Consider the following 20,855-nt stretch of genomic DNA (forward strand, 5'->3'; position numbering starts at 1 on the left):
GCGGGACCTTTCGTTGCTGATCAGGCGTGGGGAGGAGGATCCGCCGCAAGGCGCGCGTTGCGCCGGTCGAGAGCGGCCCCCTTGATCGTCGCATACCCGTACATGCCGCCGAAAATGAGCGCGACGATCGCGAGCGCCGGCACGAGGAAGGCGCCGAGCAGGACGACCGCCTGCAGCGCCCAGCCGAGCACGATGCCCCAGCGGTAGCGCACGACCCGCGTCGTGAGGATCATCAGCACTGCCAGTCCGGCGCCGGCGACGATGCCCCACCACGGTTCGATCGACGCGGGAAGCGCCTTCAGACCGTAGACGACCAGGCCGCCGAGGAAGACGACGATCGACTCGAAGCCGAGCACGATCGTGGCCAGCGACTCGGCCGCACCGCGCGGGCGACGGGGTTTCGGCTGCTTCTCGCCGGTCACTCGCTCCACCCGGACTTCCAGTCCTCCTCCGCCGCGAGGGCGAGGGCCTCTCCCGCGAGCACCACTGATCCGGCGATCACGACAGCACGTCGGTCGGATGCCGCAGCCCACGCGCGTGCCGCCGCTGCGGCATCGGCGAGGTCACGGTGAACGGAGACGCGCAGATCGTGCGCCTCCGCGAGGTCGGCGATGGAATCCGCGTCCTCCGCCCGCTCGGAGTCGGGGGCGGTGGCGAACACGTGGGCGGCGACGGGTGCGATCTCGGACACGATTCCGGCAGCATCCTTGTCGGAGAGCACACCGAGCACCACGCCCCATTCGTCGAAGTCGAACGCCTCGCGCAGCGCCGTGACGAGGGCGCGGGCGCCGTGCGGATTGTGTGCCGCGTCGACCAGCACGGTCGGGGCGGCGCCGACGAGCTGGAGGCGTCCGGGCGAGGTCACTCCGCCGAGGCCCTCCGCCAGCACGTCCCCGGCGATCGGCTGCGACGCGCCGCCGACGAGCGACTCGACGGCCGCGATCGCGAGCGCCGCGTTGAAGCCCTGGTGGGCGCCGTACAGCGGCAGGTACTCGTCCTCGTAGGTGCCGGCGAGGCCGCGCACGCTGATCTGCTGCCCGCCGACGGCGAGTCGCTGCCGCGCGAGTGCGAACTCGGAGCCCTCGAAGGCGATCGAGGCGCCGTGTGCGGCCGCGGCTTCGCGCAGCACCGCCTCGGCGGCGGCATCCTGTCGTGCCGACACGACCGCGGCGCCGTCCTTGATGATTCCTGCCTTGACGGCGGCGATCTCGGCGATGGTGTCGCCGAGCCGGTCCGCGTGGTCGAGATCGATGGGCGCGAACACCGCGACGTCGCCGTCGGCGGTGTTGGTGGAGTCCCACGACCCGCCCATGCCCACCTCGAGCACGAGGACGTCGATCGGCGCGTCGGCGAAGGCGACGAAGGCGAGGACCGTGAGCAGCTCGAAGAACGTGAGGGCCGCGTCGCCGCTCGCGGCGAGCTCGGCATCGACCAGGTCGACGAACGGCAGGATCTCGTCCCACGCGTCGGCGACCGCCGCGTCGTCGATCGGCTCACCGTCGACCATGATCCGCTCGGTGAACCGCTCGAGGTGAGGACTGGTGAACAGGCCCGTGCGCAGGCCGTGCGCGCGCACGAGGGTCTCGATCATGCGGCTGGTCGACGTCTTTCCGTTGGTGCCGGTGACGTGCACGACGCGGTACGTCTTCTGCGGGTCGTCGAGCAGCTCGAGCACCCGGCGAGTGCGCTCCACGCGCGGCTGCACCCACCGCTCCCCCTGGCGCTGCAGGAGCGCCTCGTAGACGGCGTCGGCGCGCTTACGGTCGCGATCACTCATGCCGTGGCCTCCGTCCGGCCGACCGAGACGGTGAACGCGCCGCGGTTGGCGTAGGTTCCTGCGTCGACCACGGCCTCGAACTCGATGGGTGCCGCGGAATCGCCGGATGCTGCGAGCTCTGCCGTGCGCGTCCGCACGGTGTGCGCGAGCGCGAGCGTCTCGCCTGCCACATCTGCGACGTCGAACGCCGTCGCGACGGCCTCGCCGTCGGCGTCGTCGTCGAACACGAGACCGAGACGGATGCGATCGCTCACGTCGAAGCCTGCCGCCTTGCGGGTGTCCTGGACGGCGCGGATCACGTCGCGGGCCAGGCCCTCCGCCTCGAGCTCGGGCGTCGTCGTCGTGTCGAGCAGCACGAAGCCGTCGCCCGCCAGAAGCGCGATGGCCGTGCCGTCGGCGACGCCACCCGCCTCGAGGGTGAGGTCGTACTCCCCCGGCTCGAGGGCGATGCCGTCGACGACCACGACACCGTCGCGCTCCTCCCACACGCCCGCCTTCGCACCCGAGATCACGTGCTGGACCTGCTTGCCCAGGCGTGGACCCGCGGCGCGCGCGTTCACGCTGAGTCGCTTGCTGATGCCGTAGCGCTCCGAGACGTCGTCACCGAGCTCGATGAGCTCGACCGACTTCACGTTGAGCTCATCGCGCAGAATGCCGTCGAACTGCGCGAGGGACGCGGCATCCGGAACCGCCACCGTCAGGGTGGGAAGCGGCAGGCGCACCCGACGGCCCTCCTTCTTGCGCAGCGCGTTGGCCACGCTGGATGCCTCGCGGACGGCGTCCATGGCGGTGCGGATGTCGTCCGCCGCGGGGAAGGCGCCGGCGTCGGGCCAGTCCTGCAGATGGACGCTGCGCCCGCCGGTGAGGCCCTGCCAGATCTTCTCGGAGACGAGCGGGATGAGCGGTGCCGCGACGCGTGTGAGCGTCTCGAGGACCGTGTAGAGCGTGTCGAACGCTTCGCGGCTCGACGGATCGTCGGAGACGCCGACCCAGAACCGGTCCCGCGAGCGGCGGATGTACCAGTTGGTGAGCGCCTCCGCGAAGTCACGGACCTTCGCCGCAGCCAGCGTCGAATCGAGCACCTCGAGGTCGGCGGCGACATCGCGCACCAGGTCGCCCGTCAGCGCCAGGATGTAGCGGTCGAGCACATTCGTCGAATCGGTGCGCCACGACGCCTGGTAGCCCTCGCCGCCGGCGCCGCCCGCGGCGTTGGCGTAGGTCGCGAAGAAGTACCACGCGTTCCACAGCGGCAGCAGGAACTCGCGCACGCCTGCCCGGATGCCCTCCTCGGTCACGATGAGGTTGCCGCCGCGCAGCACGGAGCTCGACATCAGGAACCAGCGCATCGCGTCGGAGCCGTCGCGGTCGAACACCTCGCTGACGTCGGGGTAGTTGCGCAGCGACTTCGACATCTTGAGCCCGTCGCTGCCCAGCACGATGCCGTGACACGACACCCCGGTGAACGCCGGGCGGTCGAACAGGGCCGTCGAGAGCACGTGCATCACGTAGAACCAGCCGCGCGTCTGCCCGATGTATTCGACGATGAAGTCGGCCGGCGAGTGCTCGTCGAACCACTGCTGGTTCTCGAACGGGTAGTGCACCTGCGCGTAGGGCATCGAACCCGAGTCGAACCAGACGTCGAACACATCCTCGATGCGGCGCATGGTGCTCTTGCCGGTCGGGTCGTCCGGGTTCGGGCGCGTCAGGTCGTCGATGTACGGGCGGTGCAGGTCGACCTCGCCGTCGGCATTCGTCGGGAGGCGCCCGAAGTCCCGTTCGAGTTCCTCCAGCGACCCGTAGACGTCGACGCGCGGGTGCTCAGGGTCATCGCTCTTCCACACCGGGATCGGCGAGCCCCAGTAGCGGTTGCGGCTGATCGACCAGTCCCGCGCACCGTCGAGCCACTTGCCGAACTGGCCGTGCTTGACGTTCTCCGGCACCCAGGTGATCTGCTCGTTGCCCGCGAGCATGCGGTCCTTGATGTCGGTGACGCGCACGAACCAGCTCGACACTGCGCGGTAGATCAGGGGGTTCCGGCAGCGCCAGCAGTGCGGGTACGAGTGCTCGTAGCTCGCCTCGCGCAGCAGGCGCCCCTCCTGCCGGAGCAGGCGGATGAGCGGACGGTTGGCGTCCATCCACAGCTCGCCGGCGACATCCGTCACCTGCGGGAGGAATCGTCCGCCGTCGTCGAGGCTCATGATGAGCGGGATGCCGGCGGCCTCGGTGATCCGCTGGTCATCCTCACCGAAGGCCGGGGCCTGGTGGACGATGCCGGTGCCGTCGCCGGTGGTGACGTAGTCGTCGACGAGGATGCGCCAGGCGTGCTTCGTGCCCCAGATCGAGGCATCCGCGTAGTAGTCGAAAAGGCGGTCGTACGTGACGTTCTCGAGATCGGCGCCCCGCACCGTCTGCTCGACGGCGTCGCGTGCGGCCTCGGCGGAGTCGTACCCGAGGTCCTTCGCGTAGCCCGCGAGCAGATCCTCCGCGAGGAGGTATCGGTGTGCGGTCGCGCCCTCGGGGTCGTCGCCCGCCGGCACGTCCGCCGCGCCGAGGGGACCGCCGGGAACGACGGCGTAGCGGATGTCGGGGCCCACGGCGAGGGCGAGGTTCGTGGGCAGGGTCCACGGGGTCGTCGTCCACGCGAGAGCGCGCACGCCGGTCAGCCCGAGCGCCTCGGCCTTCACGCCCGTGAGCGGGAACGTGATCGTCACCGACGGGTCCTGGCGCATCTTGTAGACGTCGTCGTCCATGCGCAGCTCGTGGGCCGACAGCGGCGTCTCGTCGCGCCAGCAGTACGGCAGCACGCGGTGCCCCTCGTAGGCGAGGCCCTTGTCGTAGATCGTCTTGAACGCCCACAGCACGGATTCCATGTACGTGAGGTCGAGCGTCTTGTATCCGCGCTCGAAGTCGACCCAGCGCGCCTGGCGGGTGACGTAGTCCTCCCACTCCCGCGTGTACGCCAGGACCGACTCCCGCGACTTCGCGTTGAACGTGGCGATTCCCATCGCCTCGATCTCGCTCTTCTCGGTGATCCCGAGCTGCTTCATCGCCTCGAGCTCGGCCGGGAGGCCATGGGTGTCCCAGCCGAAGACGCGATCGACCTTCTTGCCTCTCATCGTCTGGAAGCGCGGGAAGACGTCCTTCGCGTACCCGGTCAGGAGGTGGCCGTAATGCGGCAGCCCGTTGGCGAAGGGCGGGCCGTCGTAGAAGACCCACTCCTCGGCGGCGTCGCGCTGGTCGATGGACGCGCGGAAGGTGCGGTCGGCCTCCCAGAACGCGAGCGTCTCCTGCTCGATCTCGGGGAAGCGGGGGCTCGGAACGACAGTGGCCGGCGCGGCGTCGGCCGCGGGCCCGAAGGCGGAGGGGCGGGGGTAGGTCATCTTCTCTCGCAGGTGCTCGCTCGTGTGCTTCCTGCGGGGACGACACTGTCTGGATCCCTGACCAGACGTACCGCGGTACCACCCTGCATTGGCGCTCGGGCCCTTCGACAGGCTCAGGGACCGAGACGCCCTCTCTCACTGCGGCTGTGACGGGCCTGACCCGCTCGGTTCTAATGGGGGCGCCACGTGCGTGGGGTCCTGTTCTTCCGAGAGCTCCCCGGTGATGGCCGGATCCGCGCTGGTCCGACGAGTCTACCGTGGCTGTGCAAGAGGGAATGCGACGACCGCTGCCGGGGTTTCTGGACTCGTGCCAAGATTGACGCCCGTGACCGCAGCAGCACCCGAACCCGCACTCGCCCTCGAGACCGCCCCGACGCGACGCGTCGCATGGGCGTCGATGGTGGGCACCTCCCTCGAGTCCTTCGACTTCTACCTGTTCGCCTACTTCTCGGCGTTCTTCGTCGGCCCGCTGTTCTTCGACCCGCTGGGCGAGTTCGGTGCGACCAGTGCGGCGTTCCTCACCATCGCCCTCGCGTTCGTCGTGCGCCCGATCGGCGCGGTGATCTTCGGCTACATGGGCGACCGGCTCGGGCGCCGTGCGACCCTCTTGTGGACCGTCGCCATCATGGGCGTCGCGACCGGCCTGATCGGCGTCCTCCCCACCTACGCACAGGCGGGGTGGCTCGGTGCGATCCTGCTGATCCTCCTCCGCATCGCGCAGGGTCTCTCGCTCGGCGGCGAGTGGGGCGGCTCGATCCTCATCGCCACCGAGAACTCGGGTCCGCTCAAGCGCGCCTTCTACGCCGCGGTCCCCCAGCTCGGATCCCCCGTGGGCTCGATCCTGTCCGCCACGGTGTTCATCGTGCTGACCGCGATCCTCCCGGCGGACCAGATCGCCGAATGGGGCTGGCGCATCCCGTTCCTGCTCGCGATCCCGCTGCTGCTGGTGTCGCTGTACCTGCGGTGGTCGATCACCGAGACGCCGGTGTTCGAGCGCGTCGTCGCCGAGGGACGCCGCGACCGCGTCCCCTTCCTCACGATGTTCGCGAAGCGCCCCGGTGCCATGGCCATCGCCATCGGCGCCGCCCTGCTCGGCATCGGGTCGTACTCGCTGATGAACACGTACACGGTCAACTACGGCGTGGAGCAGCTGGGCTTCAGCTTCCAGGACCTCCTCATCGCGACCACGATCGGCGGCCTGCTGCAGCTGGTCACCATCCCGCTGTTCGGCGTGTGGGCGAGCCGCGTGGGATCGGCCAACGTCGTGGTGTGGGGCGCCCTGGGCACACTCCTCATCACGTTCCCGATGTACTTCCTGCTCCAGTTCGCGACCTTCCCGATCCTCATCGCGACGATGCTGGTCGGCGGCATCCTGCCGACGATGGCCTGGGCGGCGCTCGGGGGTCTCATGAACGACCTCTTCCCCGATCGATTCCGGTACTCGGCGCTGTCGTTCGCGTACGCCCTGGCGGCGACGATCAGCGGTTTCGTGCCCTACCTCACGTTCGAGCTCGGTGTGGCGACGGGCTTCGCGTGGTGGCACCCGGGTGTGATCCTCGCGATCATGTCGGTCATCACCCTCGTGTCCGCGTGGTTCGCTTCCCGCCGCACCGTCGAGCCCGAGTTCGCGAGTGCCCCGGAGACCGTGACGACCGGCGCCTGAGCGCAGACGCCTGACCGCGAGCGGATGCCGGGACCCCCGGCATCCGCTCGCTTTTCCCGGTGGATCCACACCCGGGTAGAATCGAGCGACATCCCACACTCAGGCACGCACACACGGTGCCGCACATATCGCTCGAGGAGACGCCATGACCGACGCCCGCCCCGCACAGGGTCAGATCCCGGACAAGCCCGCGCTCGAGGGACTCGAAGAGAAGTGGGATGCCGCGTGGTCCGGGCAGGGCACTTACCTGTTCGACCGCGCCCGTGCCGCGCAGGTCGGCCGCGCCGGCGTGTACTCGGTCGACACTCCCCCGCCGACGGCGTCCGGGAGCCTGCACATCGGGCACGTGTTCTCGTTCACGCACACCGACCTCAAGGTGCGCTACGAGCGTATGCGCGGCAAGACCGTGTTCTACCCGATGGGCTGGGACGACAACGGACTTCCCACCGAACGCCGTGTGCAGAACTACTACGGGGTGCGCTGCGACCCGTCGCTGCCCTACGACGCGGACTTCACGCCGCCGTTCGAAGGCGGCGACAACAAGTCCAGTCGCGCCGCCGACCAGGTGCCTGTCAGCCGCCGCAACTTCATCGAGCTGTGCGAGAAGCTCACCGTCGAGGACGAGAAGCACTTCGAGGCGCTCTTCCGCCAGCTCGGCCTCAGCGTCGACTGGACCCAGACGTATCGCACGATCTCCGACGACACGATCCGCACCAGCCAGCGCGCGTTCCTGCGCAACCTCGAGCGCGGGGAGGCCTACCAGGATCTCGCCCCCACCATGTGGGACATCGACTTCCGCACCGCCATCGCGCAGGCCGAGCTCGAAGAGCGTGAGCAGCCCGCCGCCTTCCACCGCGTCGCTTTCCACCGCACCGACGGCGCCGGAGACGTCCACATCGAGACCACTCGCCCCGAGCTGCTGCCCGCGTGCGTCGCGCTGGTCGCACACCCCGACGACGAGCGCTACCAGCCTCTCTTCGGCTCGACCGTGCGCACGCCCCTGTTCGACGTCGAGGTGCCTGTGCTCGCGCACCCGCTCGCTCAGCCCGACAAGGGCTCGGGCATCGCCATGATCTGCACCTTCGGCGACGTGACCGACATCATCTGGTGGCGCGAGCTGGATCTGCCGAACCGCACCATCCTCGGCCTCGACGGCCGTGTCGTGTCGGAGGCGCCCGAGGCGATCGCGACGGATGCCGGACAGGCGGCGTACGCGGAGCTCGCAGGCAAGACGGTGTTCAGCGCCAAGAAGCGCATCGTCGAGCTGCTGCAGGAGTCCGGCGAGCTGATCGGCGACCCGAAGCCGTTCACCCACGTCGTGAAGTTCTACGAGAAGGGCGATCGCCCGATGGAGATCGTCTCGACGCGTCAGTGGTACATCCGCAACGGCGCTCGCGACGAGTCGCTGCGTGACAGGCTCATCGCGCTCGGCAAGGAAATGTCGTGGCACCCCGACTTCATGCGGGTGCGGTACGAGAACTGGACCAACGGCCTCACGGGCGACTGGCTGGTGTCGCGCCAGCGCTTCTTCGGCGTGCCGATCCCCGTCTGGTACGCGCTCGACGAGAACGGCGAGCGGGACTACGACCGCGTGCTCACCCCCGACCACGCGTCGCTCCCGATCGACCCGTCGACCGATGTGCCCGCCGGCTACACCGCCGACCAGCGCGGCGTCCCCGGCGGCTTCGAGGGCGAGAACGACATCTTCGACACGTGGGCGACCTCCTCGCTCACCCCGCAGCTCGCCGGCGGCTGGGATCGTGATCCGCAGCTCTGGAGCCTCGTGGCCCCGTTCGACATGCGCCCGCAGGGTCAGGACATCATCCGCACCTGGCTGTTCTCGACGATGCTGCGCAGCGCCCTCGAGGACGACCGCGCGCCGTGGACGGATGCCGCGATCTCGGGCTTCATCGTCGACCCCGACCGCAAGAAGATGTCGAAGTCGAAGGGCAATGTCGTGACGCCCGCCGACATCCTGTCGCAGCACGGCTCGGACGCCGTGCGGTACTGGGCGGCGTCGAGCCGCCTCGGCACCGACGCGGCGTTCGACCCTCAGAACCCGACGCAGGTGAAGATCGGCCGTCGCCTCGCGATCAAGGTGCTCAACGCGGCGAAGTTCGTGCTGTCGTTCCCCGTGCCCGAGGGCGCCGAGGTCACTCATGCGCTCGACGCGTCGATGCTCGCCACCCTTCACGGCGTGGTGCGCGACGCGACGAAGGCGCTCGACAACTACGACCACGCTCGCGCGCTCGAGCTCACGGAGTCCTTCTTCTGGACGTTCTGCGACGACTACCTCGAGCTCGTCAAGGAGCGCGCGTACAACCAGACCGACGCCGGGCAGGCATCCGCCGCGCTCGCGCTGCGGACCGCGATGTCGGCGCTTCTGCGCCTGCTGGCCCCGGTGCTGGCGTTCGCGACCGAAGAGGCCTGGTCGTGGTTCAACGACGGCTCGGTGCACACGGCCGACTGGCCGGTGGCGCCCGAAGAGGAGTGGGGCGACCCCGCCGTGCTCACGGCGGTCAGCGCGGCGCTGATCGGCATCCGGCGCGCGAAGACGGAGGCGAAGGCCTCGCAGAAGACCGCCGTGGCTTCGCTCACGCTTCGCGCCGACGACCTCACGATCGCGAACCTGCGACTCGCGGAGGGCGACCTGCGGGCCGTGGGACGCATCGAGACGCTGGAACTGCTCGACGGCTCGGAAGAGCTCGTCATCGAGGGCGTCGAACTCGCTCCTCAGGAGGCGTGACATGCAGCTCGGAACACGCTGGACCTCCGGCGACGAACCGCCGAAGGCCGTCCCGGACGCGCTGGTGCGCGGCATCCGCTCCGTCGATGAGACGATCCCCGCCGACCAGCTCGGTCAGCCGCGTCCGCGCTGGACGCTCACGTGGCTGGAGGGCAAGCCGATCGCGGAGCTCGACACGGGCGTGATCGTGTCGCTGGACGCCGACGGCGAAGCCGTCGTCCGGCACGATCCGGACGACGGCTTCGCCTGAGCCTCGGGCTCACTCCTCCGGTGCGTCGTGATGCGACGCCGAGAGGAGCAGCCGGATGGCGAACAGGGTCGCGACGAGCGTGACGCCCGCGGCGATGAGGAACGGCAGCCGCAGATCGATGCGAGCCACCCAGCCGCCGAGAAGCGTCGCGAACGGGAAGATGCCCCACGTGAAGGTGCGCGTGATTCCGAGCACGCGACCGAAGATGCGGCCTGGCACGATCGTCTGACGCAGCGCGCCCCACGGCACGTTCCACACGGAGACGGCCGCGGCCATGAGCCCGTACGCGATGGTTCCCGTGATCGCCTCGGGGGCCGCCCACACCGCCGCGAGGCTGACAGCCGCGACGATGTTCGCGCCGAGCATCACCGGGCCGCGGCCGAACTTCGCGACGAGCGACGAGGCCACCAGCGAACCCGCGAGTCCGCCGAGCCCGATCCCGGCGGTGACCACGCCGATCGCGGCCGCCGGGACGTGCTGCACGTCGAGGAAGTACAGGTACACCGGTGCCTGTGCGAAGGCGAACGCCGAACCGACGATCGAGGTGAAGATCACCATCGAACGGAGGAACCTGTGGTTCCAGAGGTACACGAGGGCGTCCCGAGCCGAGACGTTGGGAGGGGCGGTGGCGGCAGCATCCGTCTGGGCAGCCTCGTCGGAGGCCGCCAGCGGGTCGCCGGCTGCGACCGCAGCCTCGGCCAGCACCGCGGTGGCGCGAGCATCGTGCAGTGGACGAGCGGCGGACAGCGGGAGCATCACCGCGAGCACGATCGGGATGAGGTAGCCCGCAGCTCCCACCCATAGCGGGAGCGCGAGCGAGATCGTGAACAGCACGCCGCCGATCGGCGAGGAGATGAAGCTGTCGATCGTGATCTGCGCGGCCTGCATCCAGCCGTTGGCACGATCCAGTGCCGGCCGTTTGACGACGGCCGGCACGATCGCGTTCGTCGCGTTGTCGAACAGCGTCTCGCCGAGACCGAAGACGAGCACGCCGGCGAACAGCCACCAGATGTCGAGCGCGCCTGAGACGGTGAGCAGGGCAAGCCCGACCGCGGCGAGACCGCGGATCCCGTTGGCGATCGCCATGATCCACCGGCGGTCGAAGCGATCGACGAGCATGCCGGCCGGCAGGCCGAAGACGAGCCATGGGAGGAACGCCAGCGCGGAGATCGCCGAGATCGCGAGCGGATCACGCGTGAGGGTGGTGGCGATGAGCGGGACCGCCACGCGCCCGAGGCCGTCCGCGAGGTTGCTGAACGCAGCCGCGGTCCACAGCTTTCCGAAATCGCGGCCGAGCGGGACCCTGCGTGCCCGCCCGGCCGGCGATCCGGTCCGCTCGGCCGTGTCGACGCTGTCGCTCATCGCGGCAGCAGTCCCATCGCTGCACGCGCCTCGGCTTCGCGCCGAGCCCCGATCGCGGCGGCCTGTGCGGTCCGTGCGCGACGCTCCTCGGCGTCGTCTCGCTTCTCGACGCGTGCGACGACGTACGCGTCGAGAGCGGATGCTGCGCGCAGCAGCGCGCGGTCGAATCGGGTGGCGGATGCCCGGAACCCACGTGCCGCGAGTTCGTCTGCCGTGATGGCGGTCATGACTGTCCTCCTATTTGCGGGAGCGGGAACAGATCGGCCCGGATGGTGACGGGGCGGACGTTCTCGCCTGTCTGATTGCGGTAGTTGTCGACGGTCTCGTCGATGAGCGCCATGATCTTGAGCGCCAGGTCTTTGCTCTGCTCGGGGGTGAGGCGTGCGGTCGCGGTCGAGATCAGCGTGCCGTCCTGCCACATCTGGTCCTCGCCGCCGATCCCGCGGTTGACGAAGTCGAGCAGTTGGTCATTGCGGTTGCGCAGGAACTCGTTCATCACGACCTGCGTCGCCGCACGACCGGCGGGCGTCGCCATCGCATCCGGGTTGGCGAACGACACGCCCCCGACGGGACGCTCCCACCACCGCTCGCGGCCGGTGCCGCGGTCTTCGGCCTCGCGGATGAGGTCCTGCTTGGCGAGAGCGCGCAGGTGGTAGCTCGTCGAACCGCTGGACTCCCCCAGCCGCTCCGCCAGCGAGCTCGCCGTCTGCGGGCCGTACTGGCTGAGGATGTCGTAGATCTTCACGCGCAACGGGTGCGCCAGGGCCCTGAGCGCCCCCGAGTCGAGGACACGATCCTGGTTGTGTCGCTCCTCGGTGCGGGCGGCGGCATCCGCGGTCTCAGGTGTCTCGTTCTCTGCCATGACCCCAGATTAGCGATGCAAAGAGTTCTTTGCAACCATCTCTTTGCAACTGATCGTTTGCAAGGGGAGCTTTGCAAAAGAGTCTCGGCATAGCTGGTCCGCGTGACTAGGCTGGACGCCATGCCGAACGAGAACCCGCTCCTGTCCCCCAGCACGCTGCCGTACGGTCTGCCCGAATACGCAGCCATCCGTCCCGAGCACTACCTTCCGGCTTTCGAGCAGGCGTTCGCGGATCACACCCGGGAGGTGGCGGCGATCACCCGTGTGCGCTCGATGCCGACGTTCGAGAACACGCTGGTGCCACTGGAGGAGAGCGGCCGCCTTCTCGGTGACGTCGCCCGCACGTTCTACACCGTGTCTTCGGCGGACGCGACGGCGGAGATCCAGGAGATCGAGGAGCAGCTCGCACCCCTCATGTCGGCGCACCAGGACTCGATCCAGCTCGACTCGGACCTCTTCTGGCGCATCAGGACGATCCACGAACAGCTCGTCGAGCTCGACCTGACGCCCGAGCAGCGGTATCTCGTGGTGCGCCACCACACCGAGATGGCGCACGCAGGGGCGGGACTGGACGACCCTGCGAAGCAGCGCCTCACAGAGCTGAACCAGCGGCTTTCGACCCTCACCACGCAGTTCGAGAAGAACCTCCTCGCCGACACCAATGACCTCGCGATCGTTTTCGACGACGCGTCCGAGCTCGACGGGCTCTCCGAGGGCGAACTGTCGGCAGCGGCGCAGGCCGCGGCGGACCGCGGACTCGAGGGCAAGTGGGTGGTGACACTGACCCTCTTCACGGGGCACCCCTATCTGTCGAGCCTGACGGACCGCGGATCGCGGGCGCGCCTGCTCGCGGCATCCCGCTCCCGAGGCTCGCGCGGCAACGAGCACGACAACCGTGCCACCCTCCTCGAGATCGTTCGCCTCCGCGCCGAGCGCGCGGCGCTTCTCGGCTACGACTCGCACGCCGCGTACATCACGTCGGACGAGACCGCCGGCTCCCCCGCGGCGGTCCACGACCTGCTGCGCCGGCTCGCCGCGCCCGCGGCCCGCAACGCCCGGCGGGAGCAGGCCAAGTTGCAGGCCCTCATCGACGCCGAGCCGGAGCCCTTCGCTCTGGAGGCGCACGACTGGGCGTTCTACACCGAGAAGGTGCGCGCGGCCGAGTACGACCTCGACCGCGCCGCGCTGCGTCCGTGGTTCGAGGCGGAGCGCGTCCTCCAGGACGGCGTGTTCCGGGCAGCCACCGATCTGTACGGCGTCACGTTCGCCGAGCGGGCAGACCTCGGCGGCTATCACCCCGACACCCGCGTGTTCGAGATCCACAACGCCGACGGATCGCCGCTCGGTCTGTACATCCTCGACCTCTACACGCGTGACACCAAGCGCGGCGGCGCATGGATGAACTCGATCGTGCTGCAGTCGCGGCTGCGCGGCACGCAGCCGATCGTGGTCAACAACCTGAACGTGCCGAAGCCCGCCGAAGGGCGGCCGACGCTGCTCAGCCTCGACGAGGTGACCACGCTGTTCCACGAGTTCGGACACGCCCTGCACGGACTGTTCGCAACCGTGACGTACCCGCACTTCGCCGGGACCAACGTCTACCGCGACTTCGTCGAGTTCCCGAGCCAGGTCAACGAGATGTGGATCTACTGGCCCGAGATCCTCGCCTCGTATGCGCGCCACATCGACACCGACGAGCCGCTGCCCGCCGAGGTCGTGGAGAAGCTGCACGCGTCGGAGGCGTTCAACCAGGGCTTCGCGACCAGCGAATATCTCGCGGCGGCATGGCTCGACCAGGCGTGGCACTCGCTGTCGGTCGACGGCGCCGCGGCGGACATCGACGTCGCGGACTTCGAGGCGGCCGCACTGTCCGACATCGGGCTCGACAACGCGGTCGTGCCGACCCGCTACTCGTCGACCTACTTCGCCCACGTGTTCTCGGGCGGCTACAGCGCCGGATACTACTCGTACATCTGGAGCGAGGTGCTCGACGCCGACACGGTGGAGTGGTTCCGCGAGAACGGCGGCCTCCGTCGCGAGAACGGTGATCGCTTCCGCGGCCGGCTGCTCGGGGTGGGCGGGTCGAAGGACCCGCTCGAGGCCTACCGCGACTTCCGCGGGCGCGATGCCGAGATCCAGCCGCTGCTCGAGCGCCGCGGACTGGCGGGCTGACCCAGGTTCACAGCAGGTCGAGCTCGCGGGCGAAAGCGCGCACCCGCTCGGCCATCACGGCGGGCACCTCGGCGATCGCGAAGTGCCCGCCCTCGTCGAGCCGCTCGAAGGTGCGCAGGTCGCGGTAGAAGCGCCGCGCCAGCGATTCGGGGTAGTCCCCCTCGTGGCGTTGGATGTGGACGGATGCCGGAACCACGACCGGCGGCATCTCGTCAGGCTGGTCGGCGCCCTCGTAGTAGGGGCGGAACGACGTGCCGATGGTCTGGGTGGTCCAGTAGATCATCGCCTCGGTGAGGATGCGGTCGCGTGAGATCCGCCGCTCGACCGCGCGCGGGTCTGCGGCCGGGGTGTCGCTCCACTCGACGAGCTTCTCTGTCAGCCAGGCGAGCAGACCCGCGGGTGAATCGTTGAGGGCGGCCGCAAGCGTGTCGGGCCGGGTCGCCTGCACATGCCCGTAGGCGCCGTTGGTTCCGCCCCATTGCCCGAGGCGTGTGAAGAAGGCGACCTCGTCAGGGGCGGTGAGCAGCGAGCGCTCGGCCATCGACGGGAAGTGCGAGTGGGTGACGACGACACCGGTCACCGCCTCCGGGTACGATCCCGCGATCAAGTCGTTGACGTTCGCGGACACGTCCTCGCCGTAAGTCAGGTAAGTCTCGTAGCCGAGCGCCTCCGTCATGAGGCCGTGCATCGTCGCGGCGAGCCGGGTCTCCGTCATCGGGCCCTCGGCGTACGCGGACGAGTACGCGAAACCGGGGAAGCTCGGCACCACGACATGGAAGTCGGGCAGCAGATCCGCGAAGTCGAGCTGGAGCGCGAACGTGTGCGGCCAGCCGTGCATCACCAGCAGCGCGGGCGCGTCGTCGCGTGCGGAGCGCAGATGCGCGAAGTGGATCGTGGCGTCGCCGATGTCGGCGAGGAACTGAGCGTGCCCGTTCAGCCACGCCTCGCGTGCTCGCCAGTCCCAGTCGCGCCATGCCTGGACGAGGGTGGCGAGATAGTCGGCGTTCATCCCCGACGGCGGTCGCCGGGGTGATTCCGGAAGAGGCCGGAACCGATCGAGGCGCCCCTGCAGATCGGCGAGTGCGGGGTCGGGCACGTGGATCGAGAAGGGACGAACGGTGGGCATGGCCCGACGCTAGTCGGCCCTTCCGACACCGGCCGCCCGGATCGCGCCCATCAACTCGCGCACACGGACGAAGGTCGGCACCTCCACGTTCGCGAGGCCGGTGACGGTGGTGCCCGTCGGCGGGTGGTGCCGGCTCACCGCCACCACGCCGTGATCCCCGCCCACGATGACGAGATCCTCGCCATCGAGCCACACCCCGCGGCCGTAGCCGAGCCCGTCGCCGGCGTCGGCGGTGACCCGCTCGGTGAAGAGCGCCACGAGCGAGGGATCGACGATGCGCCCCGCCAGGAGCGCCAGCCAGAACCGGTGGAGATCGCCTACGGTGGAGTGCGCTCCCCCATCGCCCGATCCGACGACCGGCAGTTCGAACACGTTGGTGCGACCGTCGTCCTTGTAGCCCGTGGCGGTGCCTGGCGGGAGCAGATCGGAGCGCGGAAAGCCGGTCGATGTCATCCCGGCGGGGTCGAAGACGCGGGTGCGCACGAGGTCCGCGAAAGGGGTGCGCGAGACGCGCTCGGCGATGATCGCGAGCACGACGTAGCCGCCGTTGCAGTAGGAGAACCGTTCGCCTGCGCGGAACTTCGTCGGGAAGCCGTCGAGCATCGGCAGGTAGGCGGGCGTGGAATCGAGACGCTGCACCGGCAGGCTCAGGGGCGCCAGCGCATCGACCTCTTCATCGAGATAGTCACCGATGCCGGACGTGTGGCTCAGCAGGTGCTCGATGGTCACGTCGTCGGCGATGAGCGGCAGGTCGTCCTCGAGGATCTCACGGGCGGGGGTGTCCTGACGCAGCAGACCGTCGCCGATCAACGAGAGCGTGGTGAGGGCGGTGAAGGTCTTCGTACCGCTCGCGAGTCCGAACCGCGTCGTGGGTGTGTTCGGCGCACCCGCGGTCCGGTCGGCGAGCCCGACAGCCCACTCGCCCAGCACGTCGTCGTGGCCGCGACGCGCACTGATGACGCCGCAGAAGCCCTCGAGATCCGGTACGACGTCGGCCATGTACGGCACTCCCGGGGTCGTGGAACCCCGGTCAGGCGCTCTTGCGCTTCTCCCGCAGCACGAGAGTCGGCGCCGCGCCCTCGTCGACGGCGGCACGGGTCACGATGACCTTGTCGACGTCGTCGGTCGACGGGATCTCGAACATGATCGGTCCGAGAACGTCCTCGAGGATCGCGCGAAGTCCGCGCGCGCCGGTCTTGCGCGCCACCGCGAGGTCGGCGATCGCTTCGAGGGCCTCGCGATCGAACTCCAGGGTGACCCCGTCGAGTTCGAACATGCGGTGGTACTGCTTCACGAGCGCATTCTTCGGCTCGGTGAGGATCTCCATGAGGGCCTCGCGGTCGAGCGACGAAACCGATGCGACGACGGGGAGCCGGCCGATGAACTCGGGGATCAGGCCGAACTTGTGCAGGTCCTCCGGCTGCACGTCGCCGAAGAGATTGAGGTCTTCGTCCTTGCGGTGCAGCGAGGCGCCGAAGCCGACGCCGTGCTTGCCGACGCGGGAGGAGATGATGTCTTCCAGCCCCGCGAACGCGCCGGCCACGATGAACAGCACGTTCGTCGTGTCGATCTGGATGAACTCCTGGTGGGGATGCTTGCGGCCGCCCTGTGGCGGAACCGATGCCACGGTGCCCTCGAGGATCTTGAGCAGCGCCTGCTGCACGCCCTCTCCCGAGACGTCGCGGGTGATCGAGGGGTTCTCGGCCTTGCGCGCGATCTTGTCGACCTCGTCGATGTAGATGATGCCGGTCTCGGCGCGCTTCGTGTCGAAGTCAGCGGCCTGCAGCAGCTTGAGGAGGATGTTCTCGACGTCTTCGCCGACGTAGCCGGCCTCGGTCAGCGCGGTGGCATCAGCGACGGCGAACGGCACGTTGAGGCGCTTCGCGAGAGTCTGCGCGAGATAGGTCTTGCCGCAGCCGGTGGGGCCGAGGAGCAGGATGTTGCTCTTGGCGATCTCGATCTCGTCGGCGCGCTGCTCGGCCGACTGGATCGTGCCGTGCGCGCGCACACGCTTGTAGTGGTTGTAAACGGCGACCGAGAGGGCACGCTTGGCGTCGGTCTGCCCGACGACGTACTCCTCGAGGAACGCGAAGATCTCGCGGGGCTTCGGCAGGTCGAAGTCGGCGACGACACCGGACGACGACTCGGCCATACGCTCTTCGATGATCTCGTTGCACAATTCGACGCACTCGTCGCAGATGTAGACGCCGGGGCCGGCGATCAACTGCTGGACCTGCTTCTGGCTCTTGCCGCAGAAGGAGCACTTGAACAGGTCGGCGCTCTCACCGATGCGTGCCATGCGCTCCTCCTCGTACGTCGGGGGCAAGCCCCCCAGCTGTTCTCCGAGCCTAATAGCTGAGGCCGACATGCGGCGGCATTGCGACGCACGTTGTGGACGACCCGGGTTCGCGGAGAGAGAACCCAGGGCCGCCCACGCGAGCGCCCCGCCGCCCGGTCATCCGGGCGGCGGGGCGTGAGCTCTGCGTGGATCGACGCGGAGCGACTACTTCGTCAGGGCCTGCTGGCCGCGCTTGCGCGTGGTGAGCACCTGGTCGACGAGGCCATAGGTGACCGCTTCCTCCGCGGAGAGGATCTTGTCGCGATCGATGTCCTTGTTGACCTCGGCCTGCGTCTTGTTCGAGTGCTTCGCGAGCGTCTCCTCGAGCCAGGTGCGCATGCGCAGGATCTCGGCCGCCTGGATCTCGATGTCCGACGCCTGACCATGGCCGGCCTCGCCGACGGCGGGCTGGTGGATCAGGATGCGCGCGTTCGGCAGCGCCAGGCGCTTGCCGGGTGCGCCGGCGGCGAGCAGCACGGCCGCAGCGGATGCTGCCTGGCCGAGGACGACGGTCTGGATCTGCGGCGACACGTACTGCATCGTGTCGTAGATCGCGGTCATCGCCGTGAACGAGCCGCCGGGCGAGTTGATGTACATGATGATGTCGCGGTCGGGGTCCTGCGACTCGAGCACGAGCAGCTGGGCCATGACGTCATCGGCCGAGGCATCGTCGACCTGGACGCCCAGGAAGATGACGCGGTCCTCGAACAGCTTGTTGTACGGGTCCTGACGCTTGTAGCCGTAGGCGGTGCGCTCCTCGAACTGCGGCAGGATGTAGCGGCTGCCGGGCATCTGGAGGCCCTGGGGCGCCATCGGCGCTCCGCCGAAGGTGGGGGTCTGCATTCCGGGTTCTCTCTCTTTCGCCTTCGGGTCGTTCAGTTCGAGGAGCCGGCGGTGCCGCCGCCGCCGATGACGTCGCTCGCGGATTCGCGGATGTGGTCGACGAACCCGTACTCCAGTGCCTCCTCGGCGCCGAACCAGCGGTCGCGGTCACCGTCGGCGTTGATCTGCTCGACCGACTTGCCCGTCTGCTTGGCAGTGATCTCGGCGAGGCGCTTCTTCATGTCGAGGATGAGCTGCGCCTGCGTCTGGATGTCGCTCGCGGTGCCGCCGAAGCCGCCGTGCGGCTGGTGCAGGAGGACGCGGGCGTTCGGCGTGATGTAGCGCTTGCCCTTGGTGCCCGCCGTGAGCAGGAGCTGGCCCATCGAGGCGGCCATGCCGATGCCGACCGTGACGATGTCGTTGGGCACGAACTGCATCGTGTCGTAGATCGCCATGCCGGCCGTGATCGAGCCGCCGGGCGAGTTGATGTAGAGGTAGATGTCCTTCTCGGAGTCCTCAGCGGCGAGAAGCAGGATCTTCGCGCAGATCTCGTTGGCGTTGTCGTCACGCACCTCCGAGCCCAGCCAGATGATGCGGTCCTTCAACAGCCGGTCGAAGACGCTGGTCGCGACAAGTGGTTCGGCCATGTGTACTCCTGTTTCCTTGGGTCGCCATCGAATCTACCGGCGCCTTGCGAACGACCCGCCCGTGTTCGCCCTGGGCAGAGCGCACACATGACAGAAGAGGACGGATGCTGCGGCATCCGTCCTCTTCCGTCAATCGGTCAACCGACCGAGACGAGTGTCACTCGGCGTCGGCCGCCTTCTTGGCCGGGGCCTTCTTCGCGGCCGGCTTCTTGGCGGCCGGCTTCTTGGCGGGAGCCTTCTCGGCGGACGCGTCGTCCTCAGCGGCCGCCTTCTTCGCGGCGGGCTTGCGCGCGGGGGCCTTCTTGGCGGGCTTGTCGGCCGCCTCGGCCTCTTCCGCCTCGATCACGGCTTCGGCGTCGGCTGCGGCATCCGCGATCTCCTCCGCCTCCTCGACGACCTCTTCCTCGTCCTCGGTGGCGACGAAGCCGCTGAGGTCGACGGGCTTGCCGTTCGTGTCGACGACGTTCACCTTGCCCAGTGCGACGGCGAGAGCCTTGTTGCGCGCGACCTCGCCGATGATGGCGGGAAGCTGGTTGCCCTCCTGCAGCGCGTTCACGAAGTCCTGCGGAGCCATGCCGTACTGGGCGGCCGACTGCACGAGGTACTGCGTGAGCTCGTCCTGCGAGACCTGCACGTCGACGGACTCGGCGATCTTGTCGAGCAGCATCTGCGTCTTGAACTGCTTCTCGCTGGCCTCGGCGACCTCGGCGCGGTGGACGTCGTCCTCGAGCCGGCCCTCGCCCTCGAGGTGGTTGTGCACCTCGTCCTCGATGAGCTGCGGCGGGACGGGGATCTCGACCTGCTCGAGGAGCGTCTCGATCAGCTTGTCGCGCGCGGCGGAGCCCTGCGTGAAGGCGCCCTGCTGGCCGACGCGCTCCTTGAGGCTGTCACGCAGTTCGGCGATGGTGTCGAACTCGCTCGCGATCTGGGCGAAGTCGTCGTCGGCCTCGGGAAGCTCACGCTCCTTGACCGCCTTGACGGTCACCGAGACCTCAGCCTCCTCGCCCGCGTGGTCGCCACCGACGAGCTTCGAGCGGAAGGTGGTGTCCTCACCGGCGGTGAGCGAGTCGATGGCCTCGTCGATGCCCTCGAGGAGCTCGCCCGAGCCGACCTCGTAGGAGACGCCCTCGGCGCGATCGATCTCGTTGCCGTCGATCGCGGCGACGAGGTCCAGCTCGACGAAGTCGCCCGTGGCGGCGGGACGGTCGACCGTGACGAGCGTGCCGAAGCGGCCACGGAGGCGGTCCAGCTCCTCGTCGATCGCGGCCTCGTCGACTTCGACGGCCTCGACCTCGACGGTCGTGCCCTCGAAGGACGGCAGGTCGAACTCGGGACGCACGTCGACCTCGACGGTGACCTCGAGGTCGCCCGAGAAGTCCTTCTCGTTCGGCCACTCGGTGACCTCGGCCGACGGGCGGCCGAGCACGCGCAGCTCGTGGGCCGCGGCGGCCTCGCGGTAGAAGGTGTCGAGCCCCTCGCTGACGGCGTGCTCGAGCACCGCGACACGGCCGATGCGCTGGTCGATGATCGGCGCGGGCACCTTGCCCTTGCGGAAGCCGGGGATCTGCACGTCCTGCGCGATGTGCTCGTACGCGTGCTTGATCGACGGCTTGAGCTCGTCGGGGCTGACCGTGATGTGCAGCTTGACCCGGGTCGGGCTGAGCTTCTCGACGGTGCTGTTCACCATGCCTGTACTTCTCCTCTATCGGA

The 20,855-nt window shown here is 68.9% G+C and carries 16 protein-coding genes; 4 read left to right on the plus strand and 12 right to left on the minus strand.

Annotated features, from left to right (window positions below; genetic code table 11):
* Window positions 1-20: 20 nt before the first annotated feature.
* Genes RS82_RS20065 through ileS form a run of 3 tightly spaced genes read right to left on the minus strand, consistent with a single transcriptional unit; the run spans window position 21 to window position 5,157 of the window.
* Window positions 21-431, minus strand: a complete 411-nt coding sequence (locus RS82_RS20065; RefSeq protein WP_045302749.1) for a DUF4233 domain-containing protein — start codon at window positions 429-431, stop codon at window positions 21-23.
* Window positions 419-1,777 carry a bifunctional folylpolyglutamate synthase/dihydrofolate synthase gene (locus tag RS82_RS20070; RefSeq protein WP_045302751.1) on the minus strand — a complete coding sequence of 453 codons (1,359 nt, stop codon included), beginning with the start codon at window positions 1,775-1,777 and terminating at the stop codon, window positions 419-421. The genes RS82_RS20065 and RS82_RS20070 overlap by 13 nt, the downstream gene beginning before the upstream one ends.
* Window positions 1,774-5,157 (minus strand): isoleucine--tRNA ligase, encoded by a 3,384-nt coding sequence (gene ileS / locus RS82_RS20075; protein WP_045302753.1) that lies wholly within the window; start codon window positions 5,155-5,157, stop codon window positions 1,774-1,776. Before ileS ends, RS82_RS20070 begins: the two co-directional genes overlap by 4 nt.
* A 325-nt stretch (window positions 5,158-5,482) precedes the next feature.
* On the opposite strand from ileS, the gene RS82_RS20080 reads away from it, so the two are divergent.
* The 3 genes from RS82_RS20080 to RS82_RS20090 all read left to right on the plus strand — a co-directional run bounded on the left by RS82_RS20080 (window position 5,483) and on the right by RS82_RS20090 (window position 9,816).
* Window positions 5,483-6,820, plus strand: a complete 1,338-nt coding sequence (locus RS82_RS20080; RefSeq protein WP_045302755.1) for an MFS transporter — start codon at window positions 5,483-5,485, stop codon at window positions 6,818-6,820.
* A gap of 145 nt (window positions 6,821-6,965) precedes the next feature.
* On the plus strand, window positions 6,966-9,566 hold the full coding sequence (valS, locus tag RS82_RS20085; protein ID WP_045302757.1) for a valine--tRNA ligase: 2,601 nt from the start codon (window positions 6,966-6,968) through the stop codon (window positions 9,564-9,566).
* Window position 9,567: 1 nt separating this feature from the next.
* On the plus strand, window positions 9,568-9,816 hold the full coding sequence (locus RS82_RS20090; RefSeq protein WP_045302758.1) for a hypothetical protein: 249 nt from the start codon (window positions 9,568-9,570) through the stop codon (window positions 9,814-9,816).
* Window positions 9,817-9,825: 9 nt separating this feature from the next.
* On the opposite strand, the gene RS82_RS20095 is transcribed toward RS82_RS20090, so the two are convergent.
* From RS82_RS20095 to RS82_RS20105, 3 genes are read right to left on the minus strand one after another with little or no spacing between them, the layout of a single operon-like run.
* Window positions 9,826-11,178, minus strand: coding sequence for an MFS transporter (locus tag RS82_RS20095; protein ID WP_045302759.1), 1,353 nt, complete (start codon window positions 11,176-11,178; stop codon window positions 9,826-9,828).
* Window positions 11,175-11,405: a hypothetical protein gene (locus RS82_RS20100; RefSeq protein WP_045302761.1), complete on the minus strand. Its 231-nt coding sequence runs from the start codon at window positions 11,403-11,405 to the stop codon at window positions 11,175-11,177. Before RS82_RS20100 ends, RS82_RS20095 begins: the two co-directional genes overlap by 4 nt.
* A complete protein-coding gene (locus RS82_RS20105; protein ID WP_082496912.1) occupies window positions 11,402-12,040 on the minus strand; it encodes an ArsR/SmtB family transcription factor in 639 nt (212 codons plus the stop codon). The genes RS82_RS20100 and RS82_RS20105 overlap by 4 nt, the downstream gene beginning before the upstream one ends.
* 120 nt (window positions 12,041-12,160) lie before the next feature.
* On the opposite strand from RS82_RS20105, the gene RS82_RS20110 reads away from it, so the two are divergent.
* Window positions 12,161-14,212 carry a M3 family metallopeptidase gene (locus RS82_RS20110; protein ID WP_052676947.1) on the plus strand — a complete coding sequence of 684 codons (2,052 nt, stop codon included), beginning with the start codon at window positions 12,161-12,163 and terminating at the stop codon, window positions 14,210-14,212.
* Window positions 14,213-14,219: 7 nt separating this feature from the next.
* Here RS82_RS20110 and RS82_RS20115 read toward each other — a convergent pair whose 3' ends face one another.
* The 6 genes from RS82_RS20115 to tig form a co-directional block, all read right to left on the minus strand.
* Window positions 14,220-15,338, minus strand: coding sequence for an epoxide hydrolase family protein (locus RS82_RS20115; RefSeq protein WP_045302765.1), 1,119 nt, complete (start codon window positions 15,336-15,338; stop codon window positions 14,220-14,222).
* Window positions 15,339-15,347: 9 nt separating this feature from the next.
* Window positions 15,348-16,337: a serine hydrolase domain-containing protein gene (locus tag RS82_RS20120; RefSeq protein WP_045302767.1), complete on the minus strand. Its 990-nt coding sequence runs from the start codon at window positions 16,335-16,337 to the stop codon at window positions 15,348-15,350.
* Window positions 16,338-16,368: 31 nt separating this feature from the next.
* On the minus strand, window positions 16,369-17,637 hold the full coding sequence (gene clpX, locus RS82_RS20125) for an ATP-dependent Clp protease ATP-binding subunit ClpX (RefSeq protein WP_045302769.1): 1,269 nt from the start codon (window positions 17,635-17,637) through the stop codon (window positions 16,369-16,371).
* Between the two features lie 204 nt (window positions 17,638-17,841).
* Window positions 17,842-18,519: an ATP-dependent Clp protease proteolytic subunit gene (locus RS82_RS20130; protein ID WP_045302771.1), complete on the minus strand. Its 678-nt coding sequence runs from the start codon at window positions 18,517-18,519 to the stop codon at window positions 17,842-17,844.
* Between the two features lie 32 nt (window positions 18,520-18,551).
* On the minus strand, window positions 18,552-19,145 hold the full coding sequence (locus tag RS82_RS20135; protein ID WP_045302773.1) for an ATP-dependent Clp protease proteolytic subunit: 594 nt from the start codon (window positions 19,143-19,145) through the stop codon (window positions 18,552-18,554).
* A gap of 157 nt (window positions 19,146-19,302) precedes the next feature.
* Entirely contained in the window at window positions 19,303-20,832 is a 1,530-nt protein-coding gene (gene tig / locus RS82_RS20140) for a trigger factor (protein WP_045302775.1), read from the minus strand.
* Window positions 20,833-20,855: the final 23 nt, after the last annotated feature.

This window comes from Microbacterium trichothecenolyticum (assembly GCF_000956465.1).
In the GTDB taxonomy this organism is placed as follows: Bacteria; Actinomycetota; Actinomycetes; order Actinomycetales; family Microbacteriaceae; genus Microbacterium; species Microbacterium trichothecenolyticum.